5 protein-coding genes are annotated in these 13,815 nt (G+C 72.6%); 2 read left to right on the top strand and 3 right to left on the bottom strand.

The annotated features are described in order from the left end of the window. Positions 1–18: 18 nt before the first annotated feature. Both ABD817_RS06150 and ABD817_RS06155 read right to left on the bottom strand, forming a co-directional pair. Positions 19–9,498: a type I polyketide synthase gene (locus ABD817_RS06150; protein ID WP_425583274.1), complete on the bottom strand. Its 9,480-nt coding sequence runs from the start codon at positions 9,496–9,498 to the stop codon at positions 19–21. A gap of 208 nt (positions 9,499–9,706) precedes the next feature. Then, the gene (locus ABD817_RS06155) at positions 9,707–10,921 is read right to left on the bottom strand and encodes an FAD-dependent oxidoreductase (RefSeq protein ID WP_344915892.1); all 1,215 of its coding nucleotides are present in this window, start codon (positions 10,919–10,921) and stop codon (positions 9,707–9,709) included. 354 nt (positions 10,922–11,275) lie between these two features. On the opposite strand from ABD817_RS06155, the gene ABD817_RS06160 reads away from it, so the two are divergent. Together ABD817_RS06160 and ABD817_RS06165 are read left to right on the top strand one after the other, a co-directional pair. Beyond that, complete coding sequence (locus ABD817_RS06160) at positions 11,276–11,620, top strand: sugar 3,4-ketoisomerase (protein WP_344915894.1); 345 nt, start codon at positions 11,276–11,278, stop codon at positions 11,618–11,620. Then, entirely contained in the window at positions 11,617–12,717 is a 1,101-nt protein-coding gene (locus ABD817_RS06165; RefSeq protein ID WP_344915896.1) for a DegT/DnrJ/EryC1/StrS family aminotransferase, read from the top strand. The genes ABD817_RS06160 and ABD817_RS06165 overlap by 4 nt, the downstream gene beginning before the upstream one ends. A gap of 363 nt (positions 12,718–13,080) precedes the next feature. Here the strand turns inward: ABD817_RS06165 and ABD817_RS06170 are convergent, their stop codons facing one another. Next, complete coding sequence (locus ABD817_RS06170) at positions 13,081–13,794, bottom strand: class I SAM-dependent DNA methyltransferase (RefSeq protein ID WP_344915898.1); 714 nt, start codon at positions 13,792–13,794, stop codon at positions 13,081–13,083. Positions 13,795–13,815: the final 21 nt, after the last annotated feature.

Below are 13,815 nucleotides of genomic sequence, written 5' to 3' on the forward strand. Positions count from 1 at the left end.
ACTCCGCCCGCCGGGTCATCAGGACTTGCCGAACTCGTTCTTGATGATGGTGAAGAGCTCGTCCGCGGTGGACGCCTCCAGGTCGTGGTCCAGCCCGGTGCCCGAGGTGCCCGAGGTGCCCGAGGTGTCCCACCGGGCCAGGAGCGCCCGCAGCCCGTCGGTGATCGCCGCCCGCTCGGTCTCGCTCGGGGTGAGCGCGGACGAGGCCGCCCGCCACCTGCCGAGGTCGTCCAGCAGGCCCGCCGCCGTGGGCGTGTCGTCCGGCACCAGCTCGGCGAGCAGGTGGCCGGTGAGGGCGGTCACGCTCGGGTAGTCGAAGACGAGGGTCGCCGGCAGCCGCAGCCCGGTCTGGCCGGTGAGCCGGTTGCGCAGCTCGACCGCGGTGAGCGAGTCGAAGCCCAGCTGCTCGAAGGTGCGGCCGTCGCCCACGGCCGAGACCGACGCGTGCCCCAGCACGGTGGCGACCTGGCGGCGGATCAGCTCCAGCACGGCCGTCTCCCGCTCGGCCGGGGAGAGCCTGGCCAGCCGCGTGCCCAGCGGTTCGGCACCGGTCTCCGGCCGCGCCGGGGCGTCCGCGGCCCCTCGGCGCCGCGAGGGGACGTCGATCGCGCCGCGCAGCAGCGGCCGTACGCCGTCCGGCTCGGCCCCGGCACTCAGCCGTACCGGCACCAGCACGGCGTCGGTCCTCGTCCTGGCGGCGTCGAAGAGGGCGAGCCCGTCGGGGGTGGCCAGCCGGCCGATGCCCAACCTGGACATCCTCGCCCGGTCCGCGTCGGCCAGGTGCCCGGTCATGCCGGAGTCCTCGGCCCACAGGCCCCACGCGAGCGACGTGGCGGGCAGCCCCCGCGCCCTGCGGTGCTGGGCCAGTCCGTCGAGGAAGGCGTTCGCCGCCGCGTAGTTCGCCTGGCCGGGGATGCCGGCCACCCCCGCGATCGAGGAGAAGAGCACGAACATGCCCAGGTCCGCGTCACGGGTCAGCTCGTGCAGGTGCCACGCCGCCTCCGCCTTGGGGCGCATCACGGCGTCCAGGCTCCGCCGGGTCAGCGAGGTGACCAGCCCGTCGTCCAGCAGTCCCGCCGCGTGCACGACGCCGGTGAGCGGCCGGTCGGCAGGCACCTCCGCGAGCAGGCCCGCCAGGGCGTCGCGGTCGGCGACGTCGCAGGCCGCCACCGTCACGTCGGCGCCCAGCCCGGTGAGCTCCTCCACCAGCTCGCCGACGCCGGGCGCCTCGGCCCCCCGGCGGCTGGTGAGCAGGAGGTTGCGCACGCCGTGCCCGGTCACCAGGTGCCGGGCCGTCAGCGCCCCGAGGGTTCCGGTCCCGCCGGTGATCAGCACCGTGCCCCGGAGGTCGAGCGCCGCCGGCATCAGGAGCACGACCTTGCCGACGTGCCGGGCCTGCGACAGGAAGCGGAACGCCTCGGGCGCCCTGCCCACCTCCCAGGTACGGACCGGCAGCCGTCGCAGCGCCCCCCGCTCGAAGAGCGCGAGCACCTCGGCGAGCATCGCGTGGACCCGCTCGGGGATCGCCTCGTCCCCCTCCGCGGCGGCGAGGCGGGTCAGGTCGAACCACCGGTAGAGCACGTCCGGGTGCGCGGCGGCCACCTCTTCCGGGTCCCTGAGGTCGGTCTTCCCGATCTCGACGAACCGGCCGCCCTTGGGCAGCAGGTCCAGGCTCGCGTCCACGAACTTCCCGGCCAGCGAGTTGAGCACCACGTCAACGCCCCGGCCGCCGGTGACCGCGAGGAACCGGTCGCGGAACTCCAGGCTGCGGGAGGAGGCGATGTGGTCGTCGTCCAGGCCCAGCTCGCGCAGCGTGTCCCACTTGCCGGGGGAGGCCGTGGCGAACACCTCCGCGCCGAGGTGCCTGGCGAGCTGGACCGCCGCCATGCCGACCCCACCGGCCCCCGCGTGCACCAGCACCGCCTCGCCCGCGCGCAGACCGGCCAGGTCGACCAGGCCGTAGTACGCGGTGAGGAACACGGTGGCGATCGACGCCGCGTCGCCGAAGGACCAGCCGCCGGGCATCGGGGCGAGCGAGCGCCCGTCGGTGTCCGCGACCGGGCCGAAGGCCCCGTCGAACAGGCCCAGCACCCGGTCGCCCTCGCGCAGATCGGTCACGCCGGGTCCCACCTCGACGACCACGCCCGCGGCCTCGATCCCCATCAGGACGTCCGGCTCGGGATACATGCCCAGGGAGACGAGCACGTCCCTGAAGTTGAGGCCCGCCGCCCGTACGGCGACCCGGACCCGCCCCGGACCCGGCGGGCCGGACTCGGCGGGGCACTCGACGAGGGCGAGGTTCTCCAGCGTCCCGCCGGGCGTGCGGTCCAGCCGCCAGCGGACGGCGTCCGGGGGCGGGGTCAGGACACCGCCGCCGGGATGCCCGGAGGCCCGTGCCAGCCTCGGCGCGAAGGCCCGTCCCGCCCGGATCGCCAGCTGGGTGTCCGCGCCGCTCTCCAGGTATCCGGCCAGCTCGGCCGCCTCCGCCGGGGGCGCGTCCGCGTCGAGGTCCACGAGCGCGATCAGGCCCGGCTGCTCGGCCTGCGCCGCGCGGACCATGCCCCAGATCGCGGCTCCGGCCAGGTCGGGCACGTCCCCGTCGCCGTCGACGGTCACCGCGCCCCTCGTCGTCACGACCAGCCGCGCGCCGGGAGACCTGTCCTCGGCCAGCCAGGCGCGGATCCCGGCCAGCACCCGCCACACCTCGGCCCGCACCTCGCCGGGCCCGGTGGCCGCCGTTCCCGCGGGCAGCACTGTGATCTCCGCACCCTCCTCGGTGGCCGTCGGCGCCTCGGCCCACTCCAGGCCGAACAGCGAGTCCGGCTCCGTCCGTACGGAGGTCACCAGCTGGTCCGGCGAGACGGGCCGGAAGACGAGGGAACGGGCGGAGACCACCGGCCCGCCCTCGGCGTCCACGGCCGTGATCGACACCGCGTCCGTCCCCGCCGGAGCCACCCGTACCCGCATGCTCGACGCACCCGCGGCGTGGAGCTCCAGCCCGCTCCAGGAGAACGGCAGGCGCAGATCGGCGTTCCCGTCGCCCCCAGCGTTTCCGGCGCCCTCGGCGTTTCCGTTACTCCCGGCGTTTCCGGCGTTCTCGTCGCCCCCGGCGCCCCCGCGCAGCAGTGCCGCGTGCAGGGCGGCGTCCAGCAGGGCCGGGTGCAGCAGGAACAGCGCCGCGTCACCGCGCGCCTCCTCGGGGAGGGCCAGCTCGGCGAACACCTCCTCGCCACGCCGCCACAGCGCCCGCAGCCCGCGGAACACCGGGCCGTAGTGGTAGCCGCGCTCCGCCAGCCGGAGGTAGCCCTCCTCGACGTCCACGGCCACCGCGCCGTCGGGCGGCCAGGCGCCGTCCTCGGCCACCGGCCGGACCGGCACGGTCGTCGAGGGAGGCGATTCGACCAGGGTCCCGGTCGCGTGCAGCGTCCACGCGGCTCCCGGGTCGCCCTGGGGCGCGGAGTGCACCGAGACGGCACGCGTACCGGGCTCGGCCGGGGCCTCGACCCTGACCTGTACCCGCACCCCGCCGCGCTCGGGCAGCACCAGCGGCGTCCGCAGGGTGAGCTCCTCGATGACGCCGCACCCCACCTCGTCACCCGCCCTGACGACCATGTCCACCAGCGCGGTTCCCGGCAGCACGGGAGCGTGCGCGACCGCGTGGTCCGCCAGCCACGGGTGGGTCTCCAGGGACACCGTCCCGGTCAGCACCGTCCCGTTCGGCGCCGTCCCGGTCGGCACCGTCCCGGTCGCCGTCTCGGTAGCGGCGAGGGGGAGCATCGCCCCCAGCAGCGGGTGGCCGGTGGCGGTGAACCCCAGCCCCGAGACGTCACCGGCGGCGGCGGACGGGGCCAGCCAGTACGGCTGGCGCTGGAACGGATAGGTCGGCAGATCCACCCGGCGAGCCGGGGCACCGGCGAAGACCGGCTCCCAGTTCACCGGCACGCCCCGCACCCAGGTCCGGGCCAGGGAGGTGAGGAAGCGCCTGGGCCCCTCCTCGTTCCTGCGCAGGGACCCCACCACGAGGGCGTCGTCCCCGACGGTGTCCTCCACCCCGGCGGTCAGCACCGGATGCGGGCTCACCTCGACGAAGACGCCGTGGCCCTCGTCGGCCAGGCGCCGCACGGCCTCTTCGAACCGGACGGTCTCCCGCAGGTTCCTGAACCAGTACCCGGCGTCCAGCGTGCTCGTGTCCACCCAGTCGCCGGTGACGGTGGAACAGAACCCGACCGTGCCCGCCCGGGGAGTGACCGGCCGGAGCGCCGCGAGCAGTTCCTCGGCGATCGGCTCGACCTGCGGGGAGTGGGAGGCGTAGTCGACCGCGATCCGCCGGGCCCTCACCCCCTCCGACTCGCAGGCGGCGGCCAGCTCGTCCAGGGCCTCCGGCTCGCCCGCGACCACCACGGCCGACGGCCCGTTCACCACCGCCAGGGAGAGCCGCCCCGCCCATCGCGCGATCCGCGCGGACGCCTCCGACGACGACAGCGCGACCGAGAGCAGCCCACCGGCTCCCGACAGCCGTTCCGCGACGATCCTGCTGCGCAGGACGACGATCCGCGTGGCGTCCTCCAGCGACAGGGCACCGGCCACGTACGCGGCGGCGATCTCCCCCTGGGAGTGCCCGACCACCGCGTCGGGCTCGACACCGTACGAGCGCCACAGCCCGGCCAGCCCGGCCATCACCGCGAACAGCGCGGGCTGGACGACGTCGACCCGCTCCAGCGAGGGCGCGCCCGGCGCGCCGCGCAGCACGTCGGTCAGCTTCCAGTCCACGAACGACGACAGCGCGCCCTCGCAGTCGGCGATCACCTTGGCGAACGCCGGGGACCATTCGAGCAGGTCCTCGGCCATGCCGAGCCACTGCGACCCCTGGCCGGGGAAGACGAAGACCGTACGGCCGGGGTCCGTGGCGACGCCCTCCACCACCTCGGGGACCTGCTCCCCCTCGGCCGTCGCGGCGAGCGCCCGTCCGAGCTCGTGCCGGTCGGCGACCACGGCGACCGCGCGGTGGTCGAAGGCCGAGCGCAGGCGCAGCAGCGACGCGGCGACGTCCACCGGCTCGACGCCGCTCGCACCGTTCGTGCTCTTCTCGGTGTTCTCGGTGTTCTCGGTGTTCTCGGTGTCGAGGAGCGGTGCGAGCCGGGCCGCGGCGGCCCGCAGTGCCTCCGCCGACCTGCCGGACAGCACCACCGGCACCACCGGCGGGACGGAGCCCTCGGCCGTCGCCTCCCCGCTCTCGGGCGCCTCCTCCAGGATCACGTGCACGTTGGAGCCGCTGATCCCGAACGAGGAGACCCCGGCCCGGCGCGAGTGCCCGCCGCGCTCCCACGGCACCGCCTCCGTCAGCAGCCGCACCGCGCCCGCCGACCAGTCCACGTGGGGAGAGGGCTCGTCCACGTGCAGCGTCTTCGGCAGCGTCGCGTGCCGCAACGCCTGCACCATCTTGATCACGCCGCCGATGCCCGCTGCCGCCTGGGCGTGCCCGATGTTCGACTTCAGCGATCCCAGCCACAGCGGTTCCGGCCGCGTCCGGCCGTACGTCGCCAGGAGGGCGTGCGCCTCGATCGGGTCGCCGAGCGCGGTGCCCGTACCGTGCCCCTCGACCACGTCCACCTCGTGCGCGGCCACCCCGGCGTCCGCGAGCGCCTGCCTGATCACCCGCTGCTGGGCCGAGCCGCTCGGCGCGGTCAGGCCGTTCGACGCGCCGTCGGAGTTCGTCGCCGTGCCGCGTACCAGGGCCAGCACCGGGTGGCCGTTGCGCCGCGCGTCCGACAGCCGTTCGAGCAGCACCATTCCCGCGCCCTCGGCCCAGGCCGTTCCGTTCGCGCCCGCGGCGTACGCCCGGCACCGCCCGTCCGCGGCCAGCCCGCGCTGCCGGGAGAACTCCACGAACATGCCGGGCGTGGCCATCACCGCCACCCCGCCCGCCAGGGCGGCCTCGCACTCGCCGCGCCGCAGGGCCTGCACCGCCAGATGCAGGGCCAGCAGGGACGAGGAGCAGGCGGTGTCGACGGTCATCGCGGGCCCTTCGAGCCCGAGGGTGTAGGCGATCCTGCCGGACGCGACACTGGGGCTGCCGCCCGTGAGCAGGTATCCGTCGAGCCCTTCCTCCGGCGCGTGCAGCGGCGGGCCGTAGCTCTGCGCCATCGCCCCGACGAACACCCCCGTACGGGTGCCGCGCAGCGACCCGGGCACGACGCCCGCCCGTTCGAGGGCCTCCCAGGACGTCTCCAGCAGGAGCCGCTGCTGCGGGTCCATCGCCGTCGCCTCACGCGGTGAGATGCCGAAGAAGGCCGGGTCGAAGCCGGAGACGTCGTCGAGGAACCCACCGGCGCGGGTGTAGCTGGTGCCGAGCCGGTCGGCGTCGGGGGCGTAGAGCCCGTCCAGGTCCCAGCCCCGGTCGGCGGGGAACTCGGAGATGGCGTCGCGCTCGTCGGCGACGAGCCGCCACAGGTCCTCGGGAGAGGCGACGCCACCGGGGAACCGGCACCCGATGCCGACGATGGCGATCGGCTCGTCACTTCCGGCGGAGACCGTCGGCTCCCCGGCGCCCCCGAGCGGGTCGGCGGCCCGGCTCGACAGGTGCTCGGCGAGCGCGAGGCACGTCGGGTGGTCGAACAGGAGCGTGGTCGGCAGCGAGAGCCCGGTCGCGGCCACGAGCTGGTCGCGGAGCTCCACCGTCAGGTGCGAGTCGAAGCCCAGTTCCTTGAACGTACGGCTGGTGTCCACGAGCTCCGGCCGGGGATGGCCGAGTACGGTCGCCGCGTGCGCGCGGACCAGCTCCAGGGTGGGGCGGCGCCGGTCGGCCGGGGACGCGGGTACCTCGGCGTGCGCGTTCGTGTACGCGTTCGTGTCGGTGTCGGTGTTCGTACCGGTGTCGAACCAGTAGCGCTCGCGCTGGAAGGCGTAGGTGGGCAGGTCGACCCGCCGGGCACCGGACCCGGCGAACAGCGCCGACCAGTCGACCGTCACACCCCGGGTCCACAACCGGCCCACGGCCCGCGTCAGCGCCTCGGGGTCGGGCTGGTCCTTCCGCACCGGGGAGACGAACAGGGCGGCGTCCTGGGCTCCCATCGCCGACAGCGCCGGACTCGGCCCGGCTTCGAGGAGCGTGGTGACGCCCTCGGCCTCCAGGGTGCGCACCGCGTCGCCGAACCGGACGGGTTCGCGGACCTGCCGCACCCAGTACTCGGCGGACGCGATCTCCTCGGGATCGGCGAGCGCGCCGGTCAACGTCGACACCAGCGGAATCCGGGGCCGATCCCACGACACCGACTCCAGGACCGTACGGAAGTCCGCCAGCATCGGATCCATCCGCGCCGAGTGGAAGGCATGCGAGACCCGTAGCCGTTTGGTCCTGATCCCGTCCAACTGGTTCAGCAGTGCCTCGACCGCGTCCTCGTCACCGGAGACCACGACCGAGGCCGGGCCGTTGACCGCTGCCAGGCCAACCCGCTCGTTCAGATACGCGGCGATGTCCGATTCCGAGGCCGCTATCGCCGCCATCGCCCCACCAGGGGGCAGGGCCTGCATCAACCGGCCACGCGCCTCCACCACCCGGCAGGCGTCCTCCAGCGACCACACCCCGGCCACGTGAGCAGCGGCGATCTCCCCCACCGAATGCCCGCCGACGAAGTCGGGGACCACCCCCCACGACTCCAGCAACCGGAACAACGCCACCTCGAACGCGAACAGCCCCCGCTGGGCGTACACCGTCTGGTCGATCAGCTCCGAGCCGCCGAACAGCACTTCCTTGACCGGTTCCGGACACGCGGCGTCGAAGGCTTCGGCGAACACCGGGAACGCCCCGTACAACCCCGCTCCCATCCCGGGCCGCTGCGCCCCCTGACCCGAGAACAGCACCGCGCAGCGACCGGTGGCCGAGGCGACGTCCCTCGACACCTCCGGGCTGACGCCGTCCCGGGCCAGTTCGGTCAGCGCGGCCAGCAGTTCCGCGCGGTCGCCTCCGGTGACCACGGCCCGATGCGTGAGGCTCGCCCTCGTGGTCGCCAGGGACAGACCGGTGTCGAGCGGATCACGTCCGGGCCGCTCTTCCACGAAGGACAGCAGCCTCTCCGCCTGCTCCCGCAGCGCGGCCCGCCCGTTCCCGGACACCACCCAGGGCACCAGGCTCATCCCGCGCCGGATCGGCTCCTCGCCGCTCGCGGGCGGCGGACCGGAGAGCACGACGTGGCAGTTGGTGCCGCCCATGCCGAAGGAGCTCACCCCGGCGAGCACCGGCAGGTCGGGGCGTGGCCACGGTCCCGTCTCCGACTGGACCCGGAGGTTCAGGCTCTCCATCGGGATCGCCGGGTTGGGCGTCTCGTAGTTGCGGCTGGCGGGCAGCTCACCGTGCCCGATGCTCAACACCACCTTGAGCAGCCCGACGATCCCCGCGGCGCCCTCAAGGTGCCCGACGTTGGTCTTCGCCGAACCGACCGCCAGGGGGTGTCCGGGGGCGCGTGCCGCGCCGAGGACCGCGCCGAGGGCGGCCGCCTCGACGGGGTCGCCCACCCGGGTACCGGTGCCGTGGAGCTCGACATACTGGATATCACCCGGCTCCACGCCCGCCCGTTCGCAGGCGAGCCGGATCACTTCCTCCTGCGCCCTGCCCCGGGGCACCGTCAGGCCCGCGCCACCTCCGTCGTTGTTGATCGCGCTACCCCGGATCACACACCTGATCTCGTCGCCGTCGGCGACCGCGTCCGCGAGTCTCTTCAGCAGGACCAGCCCGCCGCCCTCGCCGCGGACGTATCCGTTCGCCCTGGCGTCGAACACGAAGCACCGGCCGTCCGGTGAGAGCGCGCCGAACTTGGCGGCGCTCACGGTGCTCTCGGGCGCCAGGTTGAGGTTGACGCCACCGGCCAGCGCGAGCGTGGACTCGCCCCGCAGGAGGCTCTCGCAGGCCAGATGCACCGCCACCAGGGACGACGACTGCCCGGTGTCCATGGTCATGCTGGGGCCCGCGAGCCCGAACGCGTAGGAGATCCGGTTGGCGATGATGCCGCGGTGCAGGCCCGTCAGCGTGTGCTGGGTGATGGCCGGCAGCCCCCGCCGGTGCAGCAGCGCCGCGTAGTCGTCCGCGACCGCACCGACGAAGACGCCCGTGCGGCTCCCGGACAGGGTGTCGGGAGCCAGCCCCGCGTCCTCCAGGACCTCCCAGCCCAGCTCCAGCATCAGTCTCTGCTGGGGGTCCATGGCGACGGCCTCGCGCGGCGAGATGCCGAAGAGAGCGGCGTCGAAGGCGACGACCTCGTCGAGGAAGCCGCCCCAGCGGGTGTTGGCCTTGCCGGCGACGGTCACGTCACGGTCGTAGAGGGCGTCGGCGTCCCAGCGGCCGGCGGGAACCTCGGTGATCGCGTCCTCACCCGATCGGAGCAGCCGCCAGAACGCGGCCGGCCCGTCGGCGCGCGGCAGCCGCGCGGACAATCCGATTATCGCGATGAGATCATTACGTTCCGAATATGTTCCAGGAGTATTTTTCTCGCCGCTGCCAGCCATCGCTAGTCGCGAACCTCCACGCTTCGGCGCCATTTGGGTGACGCCTGAATGAAATAAACAACAAAAGAAAAGGGAACCGGCCTGTTTTTTCTGGTGGCGGGTTTTCCTGACCGCGATTCAAGCCGGTGCCGGCCGGTTTCAGGACGGCACGGTCCGGTTCAAGCCGGTGCGGATCGGTGCGGGTCGGCGCGAGTTGGCGCGGGCCGGTTCAGGCCGGTGCGGGCTGCGGCGAAATCGGCTCGTCCCACGGGATTCGGTGGTCGTAGACCCAGCTGAGCGCGGCCGCCTCGTTGAGCGCGATCCGCTTGAAGAACAGCGGCATGAGCAGGTCCCGCGCGCGCCTGCGCGCCTGGCTGCCGACGATCAGCAGGTCACCCGCCCTCCTGCCGAAGGAGACCACCTTCTCGACCCTCGGGCGCCGGATCCGCTCGAACGTGGCCATCGCCTCGGGGATGTCGGGGATGTCCCGCAGGCACTTGCCGAGTACGAGGGAGTCCTCGATCGCCATCGACGCCCCCTGCCCCGCGGTCGGGGACACCGCGTGCACGGAGTCGCCGATGAGGAGCATCCGGCCGTTGCTCCACCGGGGGACGGTGGGCAGGTCGTTGATCGGCCACGGCGCCCAGATCTCCGGGGTGGCCTTGATGATGTCCACGGCCGGGGTGTTGTCCTTGGCGAACAGCTCGCAGAGGTGGGCTCGCCAGTCCTCCCGGGTGATGGAGGCGAGTTCCTCCCTGCTCGGCTCGTTCGGCCAGGACGGGGCCGCGTACCACCAGATCTCCCCGTTGGGGTGGTGGATGTAGCAGAAGAAGCAGCGTTTGCCCAGGTACATGAACTCGGTTCCCGGCTCGCCCGGCACGGAGATGTCGCGCGCGTAGCCGCCGGTGTTGATGAGCCTGCCGTAGCGCGGCTTCGGCGCGTTCGGGTCGATGATCGTCCGTACGGTCGAGTGCAGGCCGTCGGCGCCGATGAGCAGGTCTCCGTGCACCTCCGTGCCGTTCTCGAACCGGGCGACGACGCCGTCCGCGGTGTTCTCCGCCCCGATGAACCGCATGCCGAACTCGACGTGGATGTCCCTGCGCAGCGCCTCGTCCCGCAGCGCCCCGTACAGGTCGCCGCGCTTGACCGCCCGGCTCACCGTCCCGTCGTCCAGCTGTTTGCCGTTCGCGACCTTGGACAGGCGCCTGCCGCTGCCCATGAAGTAGCGGTTGTAGGGGATGTCGAATCCCGCGTCCAGGGCGGTGGTGATGCCGAGTTCGAGCAGCGCGCTGCGGCCGTTGACCGCCAGCACCAGGTTGGCGCCGATCCCCTCGGCGCTCTTGTCGTAGGCCTCGAAGACCCGCGGTTCGATGCCGGCCTTCTGCAGCGCCATGGCGGCCACCGGTCCGGCCACGCCGCCCCCGATGATCAACGCAGTGGTCATGCTCTCTCCTGTCGAAGGATGTTTACTTACGAGCAGACAAGAAGCCCCGGCTTGCCGGAATGGCAAGCACAGCCTATGCATGAAAGGGCAGAGAAACCCATGACACGTACGGAAGTGCCGGGGGGTTAGGGGGCACGTAGGGGTAGGGGAAGAAATTCACTGGGGCGTAGCGTCATGAGCGTGACGACGATATTTCACCTCGCCAATGGGACACGCCACTCGGCGGTCCGGACAGCAAGGGAATCAATGAATCCTCGAAAAAGCTTGGACAGCGGCCAGGCGGCCGGGAAAATTGACCGATGTCGAATGGTGGAGCTTCCCGAGCATTCCGATCCTCGGGGCCTTCTCACCGTGGTGGAAGGTGGGAAAGATGTTGACTTTGACATCAAGAGGGCCTACTTCATCCACCATGTCCCCGAGAAGGTGACGCGGGGCGCGCACGGTCATCGGCGGCTGCGCCAGTTGATCGTCGCCATGCACGGCAGCTTCGAGGTCATCGTTGATGACGGCTTCGAAAAGGAGCGGTTCGTGCTGGACCACCCCAGCCGGGGTCTCTACGTCGTCCCGATGATCTGGCGCGACATGGTGAACTTCACGCCGGACGCGGTGGGGCTGTGGCTGGTGTCGGAGCCCTACGACGAGTCGGAGTACTACCGGGACTACGCGGAGTTCCTGCGCGACGCGAGGGCCTCCCGGTGAAGGCGCCCTTTCTCGACCTGAAGGCGCCCTACACCGAGTTGCGCGCCGAGCTCGACGACGCCGTCCAGCGCGTGCTCTCCTCGGGCTGGTACCTGCTCGGCCCCGAGCTCGAAGCCTTCGAGCAGGAGTTCGCGGCCTACTGCCGCAACACTCACTGCGTGGCCATGGGCAGCGGTGGCGACGCGCTGGAACTCGTGTTGCGGGCGCTGGGCGTCAGCCCGGGAGACGAGGTGATCGTCCCCTCCCACACGTTCATCGCGTCCTGGCTGTCGATCTCGGCCATCGGGGCGCGACCGGTCCCCGTGGAGCCGGACGAGCGCACCTACACGATCGACCCGGCCCTGATCGAGGCGGCGATCACCCCGTCCACCAGGGCGATCGTGCCGGTGCACCTCTACGGCCATCCCGCCGACCTGGTGCCGATCGCCGAGATCGCCGACCGTCACGATCTCGCCGTGGTGGAGGACGCGGCCCAGGCGCACGGTGCCCGTTACCGGGACCGCGTGGTCGGTGAGGGCTCGCTGGCCGCCGTCTTCTCCTTCTACCCGGGCAAGAACCTCGGCGCGCTGGGAGACGGGGGCGCGGTCGTCACGGACAACGCCGATCTGGTCGCCCGGCTGCGGCTGCTGCGCAACTACGGCTCCCGGATCAAGTACCAGCACGAGATCCAGGCGGGCAACTCCCGCCTGGACGAGCTGCAGGCGGCCATGCTCCGCGTCAAGCTGGCCCGACTGGACGACTGGAACGCCCGCAGGAGGTCGGTCGCCGAGCGCTATCTCAAGGAGCTGTCCGACCTCGACGACCTGGTGCTGCCCGAGGTGGCCCCGTGGGCGGACCCGGCCTGGCACCTGTTCGTGGTGCGCTCGGCGACCCGGGAGCGGCTGCGGGAGCGCCTCGCCCAGGCCGGCGTCGGCACGCTGATCCACTACCCGGTCCCGGTGCACCTCTCTCCCGCCTTCGCCTCCGATCGTCGGCTCGCGGGCTCGCAGCCGCTAGCCGAGCGGATCGCCGACGAGGTGCTGAGCCTGCCGATGGGACCGCACATGTCCGACGACGCGGTCGACTCGGTGGTGGCCGCCGTACGCGCCGCGGTGTGAGTCCCGGCCGGGCGTGGGATCACCCCGCGCCCGGCCGGGAAGCGGGGTGACCTCCCGGCTCACCCGGGCTCACCAGAATCACCAGGGCTCGGGCCCGCCGGAGCCCTGGATCACCAGGGCTCCGGCTCATCGGGGCTTCGGCTCACCAGGGCTTCTGCTCTTCGGGGCTCAGGATCACCAGGACCCGGGTTCACCGAGGTTCGGGCACCCAGGGCCCAGCGGAAACACCCCGCCTCCGGCTGGAGACAGGGTGGCCGCGCGGGAGCGCGAAGACCCGTCCGCGAGCGGGTGACCACGCGTGGGCGCGAAGACCCGGCCGGGAGCGGGGTGACCATGCGGGGGCGCGAAGACCCGGCCGGAAGATCAGTCCCTGACCCCGAGGAAGATGCCCCTGCCGGACGGTCCGCCCTCGATGTAGGTGGGCGTGCAACCGGCCTTCCTGAGGGCGTGCTCGTACTCCTCGCGGGTGAACAGCGTCATGAACAGCGTGTCGGTGAAGTGCCGGATCCCCTCCTCCGCCTCCGCGACGAGGTAGTGCACCTCCATCCGGGTCATCCTGCCCTCCACCCGGGAGTGGGAGACCCTGACGACCGTGCGCCCGTCCTCGCTCGCGCTGTCGCCGGCGACGTAGCCGGGGGCGAAGCGCTCGGGGAACCACCACGGCTCGATGACCAGCACCCCGCCGGGGACCAGGTGGTGGGCCAGCCGGTTCACCGCGACGTCGAGTTCCCCGGCGTCAACCATGTGCGCGATCGAGCTGAACATGCAGGTGACCGCGTCGAACGTACGGCCGAGGTCGAAGTCGCGCATGTCCCCCTTGGTCAGCGGCACGTCCGGCAGCCGCCGCTTGGCCAGGGCGAGCATGTCCTCGGAGAGTTCCACGCCCTCCACGTGCTCGAACAGCTCGGCGAAGTGCGCCAGGTGAGGGCCCGTCCCGCACGCCATGTCGAGCAGCGACCGGGCGTCCGGTCTGGCCTCCCGCACCAGCCGCGCCACGGAGGCGGCCTCCCCCGCGTAGTCCTTGCCTCGGCTGCGGTAGATCATGTCGTAGATCTCGGGGAGTTCACCGTCGTACATGCTGTCGTCCTCTCGAACCGG

Source organism: Streptosporangium oxazolinicum (genome assembly GCF_039537505.1).
GTDB lineage: Bacteria > Actinomycetota > Actinomycetes > Streptosporangiales > Streptosporangiaceae > Streptosporangium > Streptosporangium oxazolinicum.

Bases quoted from the DNA above. Each gene is read 5' to 3' on its own strand.
- ABD817_RS06150 (WP_425583274.1), bottom strand. From the start codon at position 9,498: ATGGCTGGCAGCGGCGAGAAAAATACTCCTGGAACATATTCGGAACGT.
- ABD817_RS06155 (WP_344915892.1), bottom strand. From the start codon at position 10,921: ATGACCACTGCGTTGATCATCGGGGGCGGCGTGGCCGGACCGGTGGCC.
- ABD817_RS06170 (WP_344915898.1), bottom strand. From the start codon at position 13,794: ATGTACGACGGTGAACTCCCCGAGATCTACGACATGATCTACCGCAGC.